The 12,332-nt window shown below is 71.0% G+C and carries 15 protein-coding genes and 1 tRNA gene; 9 read left to right on the top strand and 7 right to left on the bottom strand.

Annotation, left to right across the window (positions count from 1 at the left end; all coding sequences use genetic code 11):
• Positions 1-68: 68 nt before the first annotated feature.
• From poxB to Q0P88_RS00715, 8 genes are all read left to right on the top strand, one after another.
• Positions 69-1,793, top strand: a complete 1,725-nt coding sequence (poxB, locus tag Q0P88_RS00750) for a ubiquinone-dependent pyruvate dehydrogenase (protein WP_295010371.1) — start codon at positions 69-71, stop codon at positions 1,791-1,793.
• Between the two features lie 167 nt (positions 1,794-1,960).
• Positions 1,961-2,033, top strand: a tRNA-Trp gene (locus Q0P88_RS00745).
• Between the two features lie 39 nt (positions 2,034-2,072).
• Positions 2,073-2,348 (top strand): preprotein translocase subunit SecE, encoded by a 276-nt coding sequence (gene secE / locus Q0P88_RS00740; RefSeq protein ID WP_295010370.1) that lies wholly within the window; start codon positions 2,073-2,075, stop codon positions 2,346-2,348.
• A 50-nt stretch (positions 2,349-2,398) separates the two neighbouring features.
• The gene (gene nusG / locus Q0P88_RS00735) at positions 2,399-3,529 is read left to right on the top strand and encodes a transcription termination/antitermination protein NusG (RefSeq protein ID WP_295010369.1); all 1,131 of its coding nucleotides are present in this window, start codon (positions 2,399-2,401) and stop codon (positions 3,527-3,529) included.
• A gap of 279 nt (positions 3,530-3,808) precedes the next feature.
• Positions 3,809-4,240, top strand: a complete 432-nt coding sequence (gene rplK / locus Q0P88_RS00730; protein ID WP_295010368.1) for a 50S ribosomal protein L11 — start codon at positions 3,809-3,811, stop codon at positions 4,238-4,240.
• Positions 4,241-4,250: 10 nt separating this feature from the next.
• Positions 4,251-4,940 (top strand): 50S ribosomal protein L1, encoded by a 690-nt coding sequence (gene rplA / locus Q0P88_RS00725; RefSeq protein ID WP_295010367.1) that lies wholly within the window; start codon positions 4,251-4,253, stop codon positions 4,938-4,940.
• Between the two features lie 255 nt (positions 4,941-5,195).
• On the top strand, positions 5,196-5,558 hold the full coding sequence (locus Q0P88_RS00720) for a YidH family protein (protein WP_295010366.1): 363 nt from the start codon (positions 5,196-5,198) through the stop codon (positions 5,556-5,558).
• On the top strand, positions 5,555-5,914 hold the full coding sequence (locus tag Q0P88_RS00715) for a DUF202 domain-containing protein (RefSeq protein ID WP_295010365.1): 360 nt from the start codon (positions 5,555-5,557) through the stop codon (positions 5,912-5,914). The genes Q0P88_RS00720 and Q0P88_RS00715 overlap by 4 nt, the downstream gene beginning before the upstream one ends.
• Before the next feature lie 56 nt (positions 5,915-5,970).
• Here Q0P88_RS00715 and Q0P88_RS00710 read toward each other — a convergent pair whose 3' ends face one another.
• The 7 genes from Q0P88_RS00710 to idi are packed head-to-tail and all read right to left on the bottom strand — an operon-like array spanning position 5,971 to position 11,628.
• Positions 5,971-6,864, bottom strand: coding sequence for a prenyltransferase (locus Q0P88_RS00710; protein ID WP_295010364.1), 894 nt, complete (start codon positions 6,862-6,864; stop codon positions 5,971-5,973).
• On the bottom strand, positions 6,861-7,241 hold the full coding sequence (locus tag Q0P88_RS00705) for a lycopene cyclase domain-containing protein (protein WP_295010363.1): 381 nt from the start codon (positions 7,239-7,241) through the stop codon (positions 6,861-6,863). The genes Q0P88_RS00710 and Q0P88_RS00705 overlap by 4 nt, the downstream gene beginning before the upstream one ends.
• Positions 7,238-7,567 (bottom strand): lycopene cyclase domain-containing protein, encoded by a 330-nt coding sequence (locus Q0P88_RS00700; RefSeq protein ID WP_295010362.1) that lies wholly within the window; start codon positions 7,565-7,567, stop codon positions 7,238-7,240. The genes Q0P88_RS00705 and Q0P88_RS00700 overlap by 4 nt, the downstream gene beginning before the upstream one ends.
• Positions 7,564-9,114 carry a phytoene desaturase family protein gene (gene crtI, locus Q0P88_RS00695; RefSeq protein ID WP_295010361.1) on the bottom strand — a complete coding sequence of 517 codons (1,551 nt, stop codon included), beginning with the start codon at positions 9,112-9,114 and terminating at the stop codon, positions 7,564-7,566. Before crtI ends, Q0P88_RS00700 begins: the two co-directional genes overlap by 4 nt.
• Complete coding sequence (locus Q0P88_RS00690) at positions 9,111-10,022, bottom strand: squalene/phytoene synthase family protein (RefSeq protein WP_295010360.1); 912 nt, start codon at positions 10,020-10,022, stop codon at positions 9,111-9,113. Before Q0P88_RS00690 ends, crtI begins: the two co-directional genes overlap by 4 nt.
• Positions 10,019-11,074: a polyprenyl synthetase family protein gene (locus Q0P88_RS00685; RefSeq protein ID WP_295010359.1), complete on the bottom strand. Its 1,056-nt coding sequence runs from the start codon at positions 11,072-11,074 to the stop codon at positions 10,019-10,021. The genes Q0P88_RS00690 and Q0P88_RS00685 overlap by 4 nt, the downstream gene beginning before the upstream one ends.
• Positions 11,071-11,628, bottom strand: a complete 558-nt coding sequence (idi, locus tag Q0P88_RS00680) for an isopentenyl-diphosphate Delta-isomerase (RefSeq protein ID WP_295010358.1) — start codon at positions 11,626-11,628, stop codon at positions 11,071-11,073. Before idi ends, Q0P88_RS00685 begins: the two co-directional genes overlap by 4 nt.
• 73 nt (positions 11,629-11,701) lie before the next feature.
• Here idi and Q0P88_RS00675 point away from each other — a divergent pair, with 73 nt between their 5' ends.
• Complete coding sequence (locus Q0P88_RS00675; RefSeq protein ID WP_295010357.1) at positions 11,702-12,328, top strand: MarR family winged helix-turn-helix transcriptional regulator; 627 nt, start codon at positions 11,702-11,704, stop codon at positions 12,326-12,328.
• The last annotated feature ends 4 nt before the right edge of the window (positions 12,329-12,332 follow it).

The following is a 12,332-nucleotide window of genomic DNA, read 5'->3' as shown; positions in this document are numbered from 1 at the left end:
CGACCGGCCCTTCGTCGTGCGCGGGGCGTAGCGTGGAGACGTCCTGTTCGTTTCCGGAGGGAGCCGCCATGACCACCGTCGCCGAGAACATCGTCGCCACACTCCGCGCGAACGGGGTGAAGCGCGTGTACGGGATCCCGGGGGATTCGCTGAACGGGTTCACCGACGCTCTGCGCAAGGACGGGACCATCCGCTGGGTGCACGTCCGCCACGAGGAGACCGCCGCCTTCGCGGCCGCGGCGGAGGCGGCGCTGACCGGCGATCTCGCGGTCGCGGCGGGATCCTGCGGTCCGGGCAACCTCCACCTCATCAACGGGCTCTACGACGCCAACCGCTCGCGCGTGCCGGTGCTGGCGATCGCCGCGCACATCCCGACGAGCGAGATCGGCACGCAGTACTTCCAGGAGACGCACCCCCAGGAGCTGTTCCGGGAGTGCAGCGTGTACGTCGAGTACGTCTCCGACCCGGTGCAGATGCCGCGGCTGCTGCAGGTCGCGATGCGGCAGGCGATCGCGAAGCGCGGCGTAGCCGTTCTCGTGATCCCCGGCGACATCGCCCTCGCGGAGGCCGCGGACGATGCGATCGCCATGATCGAGCGGAGCCGGCCGATCGTCGTGCCGAGTCCGGGGGAGCTGGAGCGTGCGGCGACGCTGCTCAACGCCGCCGCCAAGGTCACGATCCTCGCCGGTGCGGGGGCGGAGGGCGCGCACGACGAGGTCGTCGCGCTGGCGGACCGTCTCGCGGCGCCCGTCGTCCACGCCCTCCGCGGCAAGGAGTTCGTCGAATACGACAACCCCTTCGACGTCGGCATGACCGGGCTGCTCGGCTTCGCCTCGGGCTACCGGGCGATGGAGGGCGCGGACGCGCTGCTGGTCCTCGGATCCGATTTCCCCTATCCCCAGTTCTACCCGGCCGGCGCGACGACCATCCAGGTCGACATCCGCGGCGAGAACATCGGCCGGCGCCATCCCGTCGACCTCGCGCTCGTGGGAGACGTCGGCGCCACCGCCGCGGCGCTGCTCCCACGGCTGAAGACCGATCGACGCCGAGGACACCTGGACGACGCGACCGCGCACTACCGCAAGACGAGGGCCAAGCTCGACGAGCTGGCGGTGCCGTCGAAGGGCCGCAAGCCCATCCACCCGCAGTACCTCGCCCGCCTCCTGGACGAGGCGGCCGCCGACGACGCCGTCTTCACCGCCGACGTCGGTTCGCCCACCGTCTGGGCCGCGCGCTACCTGCACATGAACGGGCGTCGCCGTCTCATCGGCTCGTTCAACCACGGTTCGATGGCCAACGCGCTGCTGCACGGGATCGGTGCCCAGGCCTCCGAGCCGGAGCGGCAGGTCGTCGCGCTCGCGGGCGACGGAGGGCTGACGATGATGCTCGGCGAGCTCATCTCGCTCACCCAGAACAGCCTGCCGGTCAAGACGATCGTCGTGAACAACTCGTCGCTGAACTTCGTCGAGCTGGAGATGAAGGCCGCCGGGTTCGTGAACTACGGCACCGAGCTGGTCAATCCGGATTTCGCGGCGGTCGCCGACGCGATGGGCATCTTCGGTCGGCGCGTGGAGCGCAGCGAGGATCTGCCGGACGCCCTGCGCGAAGTGCTGGCGCACGACGGCCCCGCGTTGCTGGACGTGGTCTGCGAGCGGCAGGAGCTGTCCATGCCCCCGGCGGTCAACGCGGAACAGGTCAAGGGGTTCGCGCTCTATGCGATCCGCACCGTCCTCTCCGGCCGCGGCGACGAACTGCTCGATCTCGCGAAGGCGAACTGGCGGCAACTGTTCTGACGGGAGCGGTCGGATGGATCGCCGCAACGCGCCCGGGATGGCCCGCGGGTTCGGTGGCCGTCCGGGGATGCCGTACACTGGACGAGCAGTTGTTGTCTGCATTCTTTCGCCGTGCCGTCCATCTGGTCGGTCCGGGGGAGAAGGCGGGCAGAGGCCACACGGCCTCTAGGGCGGTAGCTCAATTGGCAGAGCAGCGGTCTCCAAAACCGCAGGTTGCAGGTTCGATTCCTGTCCGCCCTGCGCGTCAGCGCGTAGCTGGCACACGAAAGGTACTCGAGGATGGTTCAGGACGCATCGGGCGCTGTGGTCTCCACGGCGAACGGCGGCGCGGGCCGCGACAAGAAGCTCGGCTTCTTCGGGCGCATCGCGCTGTTCATCCGTCAGGTGATCGCGGAGCTCCGCAAGGTGGTCACCCCCACGCGCAAGGAGCTCGTCAAGTACACGCTGGTCGTCCTCGGCTTCGTCATCGTGATGATGGCCCTGGTGTACGGGCTGGACATGGCCTTCTCGTGGCTGACGACGCAAGTCTTCGGGGTTCCCGGGAAGACCGCGTGATCCCGCGGCCGGGATCCTCCGATCCGGCCGAACCTGAAGGAGTGAAGCAAGTGTCCGAACGCGAACGATACCTCGGCGACGACGTCGATTGGGCGACCGCCGCCGAGCAGTCCAGTGAGGACGACGAGGCGCAGGAAGGCGACATCCTCGCCTTCGAGGAGCGCGCCGTGACCGCCGCCGAGCACATCGCCCTGCACGTCGAGGGCGATGACGACGAAGACGCGGACGACGAAGACATCGACATCGAAGACCCGGAGGCAGACGCGATCGTGAACGACGCTCTCAACCTGGACCAGGCCGCGGAGTCCGAGGCCGCCGCCGAGGTCCTCAACGACTCGACCGCCGAGGAGGAGGCCGACCGCGAGGCCAAGGCCGCCGACACGGTGACCCCCTACGACGGCCCCGACGTGAACGGCGAGGAGGACGCTCCCGTCCTCGACCCGGACGAGGTCGCCGAGATCGACGACGCCGCCGACGTGGTGGACGCCGTCGAGTCCTCGGTCGACGCCGCCGACGCGGCGAGCGACCCGACCGACGTCGACCCCGCCGACGCCGAGGAGGACCCGTACGAGGCCTTCCGGATGGATCTGCGCATGCTCCCGGGCAAGTGGTACGTGATCCACTCCTACGCCGGCTTCGAGCGCAAGGTGAAGGCGAACATCGAGCAGCGCAAGTCGACGCTCGAGGTCGAGGACGACATCTACCAGATCGAGGTCCCGATGGAGGACGTCGTCGAGATCAAGAACGGTCAGCGCAAGATGGTCACGCGCGTCCGGATCCCCGGCTACGTGCTTGTGCGCATGGAGCTCAACGAGGACACCTGGTCCGTCGTGCGGCACACCCCCGGCGTCACCGGCTTCGTCGGCAACGCGCACAACCCGACCCCGCTGCGCTTCGAAGAGGCCTTCACCATGCTGAAGTCCCTCGTCGAGGTCAAGGACGTCCCGACCGCCAAGGCCGTGGCTGCCAAGGGCGGCACCGCGGTGGCGCGCCCGGTCGCGGCCGAGGTCGACTTCGAGATCGGCGAGACCATCACGATCAAGGAGGGCTCGTTCGCCGGGCTCCCCGGCACGATCTCGGAGATCAAGCCCGAGAGCGGCAAGCTCACGGTCCTCGTCTCGCTCTTCGAGCGCGAGACCCCGGTCGAGCTCTCCTTCGACCAGGTCACCAAGATGATCTGACGCTTCCTCGCGAAGCGCATCGAGAACGGCCGTCCCGCGAGGGGCGGCCATTCTCGCGTTCGGGACTCCGGAGCAGGTGACTCACGAAGTCTCCGGTGAGCTTCCGGAGTTCCTGTTGCCGATGTGGGGGCGGCCCGGGATGCGGAGGAACCCCGGATCCGGTAGACTTGTGTGGTTTGTGCGCCCGTTCATCGTGCGCGCGAACGCCACCGCGTTCCGGAGATGCCGGATCCGCGGGAGAGGGACGCCCCAGGGCATCCGCTCGAGAAAGGAATCATCATGGCACCGAAGAAGAAGGTGACCGGCCTGATCAAGCTCCAGATCAACGCCGGCGCCGCCAACCCGGCCCCGCCGATCGGCCCCGCGCTCGGTCAGCACGGCGTCAACATCATGGAGTTCTGCAAGGCGTACAACGCGGCGACCGAGTCGCAGCGCGGCAACGTCATCCCCGTCGAGATCACCGTCTACGAGGACCGCAGCTTCACCTTCGTCCTGAAGACCCCGCCGGCCGCCGAGCTCATCAAGAAGGCCGCGGGCGTGCAGAAGGGCTCCGCCACTCCGCACACCGTCAAGGTCGCGAAGATCACGGCCGAGCAGGTCCGTCAGATCGCCGAGCAGAAGCAGGCCGACCTGAACGCGAACGACGTCGAGGCCGCGTCCAAGATCATCGCAGGAACCGCCCGTTCCATGGGCATCACGGTCGAGGGCTGAGGAGAGAACAATGGCTACCAAGTCCAAGGCTTACAACGCTGCTGCCGCGAAGATCGAGGCAGACCGCTTCTACACCCCGTCCGAGGCCGTCGTCCTTGCGAAGGAGACCGGCTCCGCGAAGTTCGACTCCACCGTCGAGGTCGCGCTGAAGCTCTCGGTCGACCCGCGCAAGGCTGACCAGATGGTGCGCGGCACCGTCATCCTCCCGCACGGCACCGGCAAGACCGCCCGCGTCATCGTCTTCGCGACCGGTCCGGCCGCCGAGGCCGCGATCGCCGCGGGTGCCGATGAGGTCGGCGGCGCCGAGCTCATCGAGAAGGTCGCCGGCGGCTGGACCGCGTTCGACGCGGCCGTCTCCACGCCGGAGCTCATGGGCCAGGTCGGTCGACTCGGTAAGGTCCTCGGTCCCCGCGGCCTGATGCCGAACCCCAAGACCGGCACCGTGACCCCCAACCCGGCCAAGGCCGTGGAGGAGATCAAGGGCGGCAAGATCGAGTTCCGCGTCGACAAGCACGCCAACGTGCACTTCGTCGTCGGCAAGGCGTCGTTCTCGGCCGAGCAGCTCGACGAGAACATGAAGGCCGCGCTCGAGGAGATCGTCCGCCTCAAGCCGTCCAGCTCCAAGGGCCGCTACATCCAGAAGGGCGCCGTGTCGACCACGTTCGGCCCCGGCATCCCGCTGGACGTCAACGCCATCTGACCATCCGGTCGGAAGCCCGCACAGGGCTCGTTCGAAGGTCCGCTCCGTTCTCGGGGCGGACCTTCGTCGTGTCCGGCGCGGCACCCGCGCGGATCTCGTCGTGTCCCCGGCTCGGGAGGCGGGAGAATGGAGGCACGCGCGCGTGGACGGAGGACACATGGTCGATCGGGGCGGTTGCGGTCCTGCCTGTGTCTGCGGCGGTCCGTCGCGGGCGACGGACTCGATGGGCAACGCCGGATTCCGGACGGTGGCGGCATGAGCGGCCCACGGTTCCCTCGCTCCGTGTTCTCGCGCGGGCAGGAGCCCGATGCGCGGTTCACGCTCGCGAACGAGCGCACCTTCCTCGCCTGGATCCGCACCGCGCTCGCCCTGATCGCGGGCGGCGTGGCGCTCGAGGTGCTCGCGCTCGACCTGCATCCCGGGTTCCGTCTCGCCGCCTCCCTCGTGCTCGTGATCACCGGGATCCTCACGCCGGTGCTGGCCTGGCGCACCTGGATGCGCGCGGAGCGCGCGCTCCGGCTCGGGCTGCCCCTGCCCGGTTCTCTCCTCGGCGTGCTCCTCGCGGTCGCCGTCGCGGGCTCCGGCGTGCTCGTGCTGCTGTCGATCCTGCTGCGATGACCCTCTTCGACCCCGGACTGCAACCCGAGCGCACCCAGCTGGCCTGGCGTCGCACCTGTCTCGCCCTCGCGGCGGGATCCCTCGCGGCCATGAGGCTGCTGCCGCACGCCTTCGGGAGCGCGTGGTGGATCCTGGGCGGGATCGCGGGCCTGATCGCGACAGGAGCGCTGTGGATCGGGTCCGGCCGGCGGATGGGGGCCGCGAACGATGCGCTGAGAGCGGAGGACGAGCAAGCCAGGATGCCCGGCGGCATGCTGCTCGCCGCCGTCGCGGGATTCGTGGCGCTCGTCGGCGTCGTGAGTCTCGGGATCGTGCTGGCGAGCGGCCTGGGCGCACCTGCGGCGCCGCTCTTCTGAGTCGACCAGGCGGGTTCGAGTCGATCCGGCGGGTTCCGGGCCGATCCGGCGGGGTTTCAGAAGGCCGAGCCGCCGAGCGCGGCCCACCCGATGAGGAGCATGGTCGCGAGGAACCCGCAGACGTAGTTGAGCAGGAGGAAACGGCGCCACCCGCGATTCGTGGCCGCGGAGTCCGCATCCGTGACCCCTCGGAACGGCCACACCGCGACGATGTACGGGATGGCCAGCGCCGCACCGAGCGGGCCGGGCCAGGCGGTGAAGAGCATCAGCACCCCGGCGAGCGCCCACAGGGCCAGGGCGAAGCGCACGGTCCACCGCGCGCCCAGCACGGTCGCGATCGACGAGATCCCCGCCTCCCGATCCGGGATCACGTCCTGCACGGCGCCGAACGCGTGGCTCGCGACGCCCCAGGCGAAGAAGGCGAGCAGCAGCACGACAAGGGGCACGGTCGGCGTCGCCCTTGCGAGCACGAGGCCGTACACGGCGGGAGAGACGAAGTGCACGCTCGAGGTCGCGGAGTCGAGGAACGGGATCTCCTTGAACCTCAGCCCCGGCGCCGAGTAGGCGACGACCGCGAACAGGCTGATCGCCAGCACGAGCCAGGACAGCGGATCGCCGAGAAGCACGAGCGCGACGACGAACGGGACGGGCAGGAGCACGGACCACGCCAGCACCGCGCGGTGGCGAGCGGGGGAGAGCACGGCGCCCTCGGCGCCCCCCTTGCGGGGATTGGCGAGATCGGAGGCGTAGTCGAAGACGTCGTTGATCCCGTACATCGTGAGGTTGTAGGGCACGAGGAAGAACAGCGTGCCGATCACGAACGCCGCGTCGATCCGCCCCGTCGTGAGGACGTAGGCGGCGGCGAAGCCGAACGCCGTGTTGATCCAGCTCAGGGGGCGCGACGTGAGCAGCAGGTCGCGGAGGAGGGGGCGGGCGGCGATCGTGCTCATCGGCGGGGCTCCTCGGGACGCGGTCCCGCCGAGGAGCGGGCGGCGGATCCGGGATCCGCGGGGGATCGGCGGGCGCGGTCGGCGGGTCCGCGGAGGTTCCACAGCGCGGTGCCGAGCAGGGCGGCGGCGAGCGGATAGGCGAGGTCCTCGACGGGGGCGAGGCCGATCCGGATCCCGCTGATCCGCTCCGGCGCGTACGTGAAGAGGCCGCCGGCGATCATGAGGGAGTCGAAGACGACCGTGAGCAGGATCAGTCCGAGCGTGGCGAGGACCAGCGCCCGCGCGTGCCCCGGGGGTCGGCGACGCCAGAGGACCGCCTGCACGATCACGCAGGGGGCGAGGAAGACGGCGTCGACGAGCAGGTAGGTCCCGGTCACGAGCGCCGCTCCGCCCTCGTCTGCAGGATCCGCCGCGAACCCGTGTAGAGCACCATCGTGACCTGCACGAGGAAGAGCAGGAACACGGGCTCCTCGACGGGCAGGTGCGGGGCCAGCAGGATCCCCGTCGAGATCGGGTTCCCCTCGCGCGAGAAGATGCCCGTCGCGATCCCCACGCCGTCCCAGAGCAGCAGGAACGCGAGGCCCACGGCGAGCACGAGCAGTGCGCGTCGGGGATCCGCCCAGAGGAACAGCCGCCACCGGGCGTCGACGAGTCCGACGCACAGGATCGACACGAGCAGCAGCCCGAGGTAGAGGATGTTCATCGTGCCTCCTCCACAACGGGCAGCGGGCCGGAGGTGCGGTCGCCGCGGAACGCCTTGAGCACGAGTTCCGCGCTGATGAGGCACATCGGCAGCCCGATCCCCGGCAGGGTCGTGGCGCCCGCGTAGAAGAGGCCGCTCGTCGTGCGAGAGCGGGTGCGTCCGCGCAGGAACGCGCTCTGGCGCAGCGTGTGCGCGGGGCCCAGCGCCGATCCCCTCCAGGAGTGCAGATCCCGGGCGAAGTCGGCCGGCCCCACGGTGCGGCGGACGACGATCCGCTCGGCGAGATCGGGCGCCTGCGCGTGCACGGAGAGCTCGGCGATCGCGCGATCTGCGATGGCCTCGACCCCCGCCGCGCCCTTCCCGTCGAGACCGCCGGCTCCGATGCCCGGATCGGCCGGCACGGGGATGAGCAGGAACAGGTTCTCGTCCCCGTCCGGCGCGACGCCGGGATCGGTCGCACTCGGCATACAGGCGTAGAACGAGGCCGGATCGGGGACACGGGGAGCCGTTCCGAAGATCGCGTCGAAGTTGGTGTCCCAGTCTGCGGTGAACACGAGGTTGTGGTGGGTGAGTGCGGGAAGCCGCCCGCGCACGCCCAGCATCGCGAGCACCGCGCCCGTTCCGGGATTGGCCCTGCGCCAGTGCGCCGCGGAGCGCTCCCGAGCCCTCGGCGGCAGCAGGGCGGTGTCGCTGTGGTGCATGTCGACCGTGCTCACCACCTGGTCGAACCGCTCCTCGCGCACGAGGCCGTCGTGCGCGACGGCGACGCCCTGCACGGCGCCCGCCTCGACGAGGATCCGCTGCACGCGCGCCCGGGTGTGCAGCGCCGCCCCCGCGTCGCGGGCGAGCCGCGCGAACGCGTCGATCACAGCGCCGAAACCGCCGAGGGGGTACAGCACGCCGTCGGCGAGGTCGAACGAGCTCATCAGATGGAAGAGCGCGGGGGCGATGCCCGGTGCGCCGCCCAGGAAGACGGCGGGGTACTGCAGGATCTGCCGCAGCCGCCGGTCGGTGAACGAGGCCTCGACCATGCTCTGCAGCGAGGTGCCCAGCAGGCGCGCCAGCCGGGGCAGCTCGCGCAGGTCGCGTCCGGGCAGGAACGCGCGCGGGTGGGAGAAGTCGGTGTAGAGGAAGCGGTCGTTCGCGATCCGGGCCGTCCGCGCGGCCGAGTCCAGGTGCCGGGCGAGCGCGGCGCCCGCACCCGGCTCGACGGACTCGAACAGGGCGAGCGAGCGCTCCCGGTCGGAGCGCACGTCGAGCGGCGCCGCCCCTTCGTAGAACACCCGATACGCGGGGTCCAGCCGGACCAGGTCGAGCTCCCTCTCCGCGCTCGTGCCGAGGAGGCGGAAGCAGTGGTCGAAGACCTCCGGCATGAGGTACCACGACGGGCCGGTGTCGAAGCGGAATCCGTCCTGCTCCCAGCGTCCCGCCCGGCCGCCGAGCCGGTCGGACTGCTCGAACAGGGAGACCTCGTGTCCATCCGCGGCGAGCAGGGCCGCCGAGGCCAGTCCGGAGATGCCTCCGCCGAGGACCGCGACGCGGCTCATCGGGGGTCACCGCCCGCGCGGCGATCCCGGCCCGCGCGGGTGCGACCGTACAGTGCCGCGCGCGCGAGCAGCGTCGCCTTGCGGGAGGCGGGCACGCGCACACGGCGCTCGACGAGCTCGCGCGCGGGCGTGCGGCGCAGCCGCGCCGAGAGCTCCGAGTACAGCAGGTGCGCCGCCGTGACGGCGCGGCGGGAGGAGGCCGGAAGCTCGCCGATCACGGCCTGCGCGATCGCGAGCTCGGCGTCGATCCCGTCGAGGATCCGGTCGCGCTGCGCATCCGAGAAGGAGTGCGGGTCGATGCCCGGAAAGTAGCGTCGTCCGAGCCCATCGGCGTCCTCGCCGAGGTCGCGGAGGAAGTTCACGCGCTGGAATGCCGATCCCAGCGCGATCGCGCCGCGGTCCCACCGCGCGTCCCGGACGGGGTCCGGTCGCAGCCCGCGCCGGAACGAGGCCAGGCACATGAGTCCGACCACCTCGGCCGATCCGTACACGTACTCGTCGAGTTCGCGTTCCTCGGTGAAGGCGAGCGGGGTCAGGTCGCGGCGCATGGACGCGAAGAACGGACGGGTCAGGTCGGTGCCGATGCCCGTCGCGCGCGCCGTCGTGGCGAAGGCGTGCACGACGAGGTTGGCACTGTAGCCCGACGCGAGCGCGGCCTCGACCTCGCGCTCCAGGCCGTCCAGGACCTCGCGGCACTGCGGCGAGGACAGTCCGGCGTCGGCCGCGCAGCCGTCGACGACCTCGTCGGCGACGCGCACGAGCGCATAGATCGCGGCGAGATCCGCCCGTACCGACGGGCCGCAGAGCCGCGTCGCGAGGCGGAACGAGGTCGAATAGCTCTCCAGAACCTGCGCCGAGCCGCGCGCTGCGGCGCGGTCGTAGAGGGCGAGGCCCGCGGCCCCGGTCATCGGCCGCGCTCCGTGGCCGCGTCGATGATGCGATCCAGGTCGTCGACGAGCGCGGCGGGGAGCGCGGCGAGGAGCATCGACGCCCGGGCCTCGGCGGCCAGGCCGGAGATGACCGCCTCTGTCCGCGCCAGCGCGCCCGAGCGCTCGATGGCGCTCCGGAGCACGGCCGCGCCCTCGTCGTCGAGCGCGGGATCGCCGAAGAGGGATGCCGCCGAGATCCAGGCCGGATGACTCCTGGCATGCGCGACGAGCAGCGTGAGCTTGCCCTCGCGGAGGTCGGAGACCACCGACTTGCCGGTCAGCGAGGGATCCCCGAACACGCCGAGGACGTCGTCCCGCGCCTGGAAGGCGACGCCGATCGTGGTGCCGATGAACCCGAGCGCCTCGATGACGGCGGGCTCCGCGCGGCCGAGCAGCGCGCCCATCCGCAGCGGGGCGCTGAAGGAGTAGCGGGCGGTCTTCTGCTCCATGGTGCGCAGGATCGCCCCCTCGTCGGCGTGGCCGCGCAGGCTCAGCACGAGGTCGGCGTGCTCGCCGATCGCCGCGGCGTCGATCGCGTCGGCGACCACCCCCGTGAGCGCCCGCCGGTCGGCGACGGGGGCGTCGAGCTCCGCGATGATCCTGTGCGCGGCGGAGAGCAGGAGGTCGCCGGCGAGGATCGCGCAGCTTCCGCCGTAGCGCAGCGCCTCGGCCTCGCCGACCCCCGACGCGCGGGCCGCGTCGCGGCGCCGGGCGATGAGGTTGGGCGCGCCGCGGCGGACGAGGTCGCGGTCGATCACGTCGTCGTGCAGGAGGAAGGCGAGATGCAGCAGTTCGAGCGCCGCCGCGGCGCGGATCGCATTCTCGGTGGGCGCATCGGCGAAGGCCGCGTGCGCGGCCAGCAGCAGGCGTGGCCGCAGGAGCTTGCCCCCCGCGGCCGCACCGCGCGCCTGCTCCCAGACCGCGTCGAAGCCCTCCGCGTCGTCGATGCGCGCAGCGATGTCCTGGAAGGACCCGTCGATGACCGCCTCGACATCGGCGAGCACGTCGGAGGAGAGGGTGCTGTCGATCACGAAGCCAGCTCCTCGAGCCCGCTGCCTCCGCCGAGGAACGGGAGCAGCTGCGCCTGCAGCACGAGCCACGGGCTGAACGCCCAGGGCGCCCGTCGCACCGACTCGGCGAGATCGTCGGGGTCCACCCAGCGGTGCTCGATCACCTCATCGGGATGCGGCCTCGCGGCCTGCGACGTGGTGGCAAGGTACACGGGACAGATCTCGTTCTCGACGATGCCCGCCGCATCCGTCGCTCGGTAGCGGAAGAACGGCAGGACCGGCTCGACGGTGTCGAGAGGGAGCCCGAGCTCGTGCTCCGCCCGGCGGCGTACCGCGGCGACGAGTTCCTCCCCGGGCGCGGGGTGTCCGCAGAAGGAGTTGGTCCAGACGCCGGGCCAGGCGGCCTTGGTGAGCGCGCGCCGGGTGACCAGCAGGCGCCCCTGGGGATCGAAGACGTGGCAGGAGAAGGCGAGGTGCAGGCGGGTGTCCGCGCCGTGCACGCTGCTCTTGGGAGCCGTGCCGATCTCGGATCCGTCGGCGCTCAGGAGGACGACCCTCTCGATGTCTGCGGTCACGACAGGCCTCCTTGGCTAACCAGGTTAGATAATTACCTTGTTAGAAGTAAACCCTATGGCATAGGGTCCTCACGTGGAAGTCCCCGATTCCGAAGCCCGCGCCGGGCGCGCGATGATCGATCCACGTGTGATCGATCCCGACGCCGACCTCGTCGCGCGGGCGCATCTGGCGGAGGCGGAGGTCGACGAGATCGTCGGGATGATGACGGCGTTGCGCGCCTGGCGCGAAGCCGACGAGCGCATGAGTGCGGCGTCCCGCCAGTACATGAAGCTGAATCAGAACGACATGCGCGCGGTCCGCTACCTCATGGCCTGCGAGAACGCGGGGGAGCTCGCGACGGCCCGAGCGCTCGCGGAGCACCTGGGGATCAGCTCGGCCGCGACGACGAAGATGCTGGACCGGCTCGAACGGGGCGGCCATGTGCGCCGCCTGCCTCACCCCGCCGACCGTCGCTCGATCGTGCTGCAGATCACGCCCGAGACGCGCCGCTCCGCACGCGCGGGCGTGGGCCGTCTGCACGCGCGACGCTTCGAGGTCGGCGCGCGCATGACCTCCCAGGAACGCCGGGTGGTGACGCGGTTCCTCCGCGACCTCGCGGCCACGGAGAACGCAGAGGGATCCGAACGCCCCGCCCCCGAGCGCCCCGAAGACTCGGAACCCCGCGGCTCCGCTCGCCCGGGATCCCCGGAAGGGCGCTGAGCGG

It is taken from the genome of uncultured Microbacterium sp., from assembly GCF_945952435.1.
In the GTDB taxonomy this organism is placed as follows: domain Bacteria; phylum Actinomycetota; class Actinomycetes; order Actinomycetales; family Microbacteriaceae; genus Microbacterium.
The sequence above is the reverse complement of the archived record's forward strand: the minus strand, read 5'-3'. Positions and strand labels throughout refer to the sequence as shown.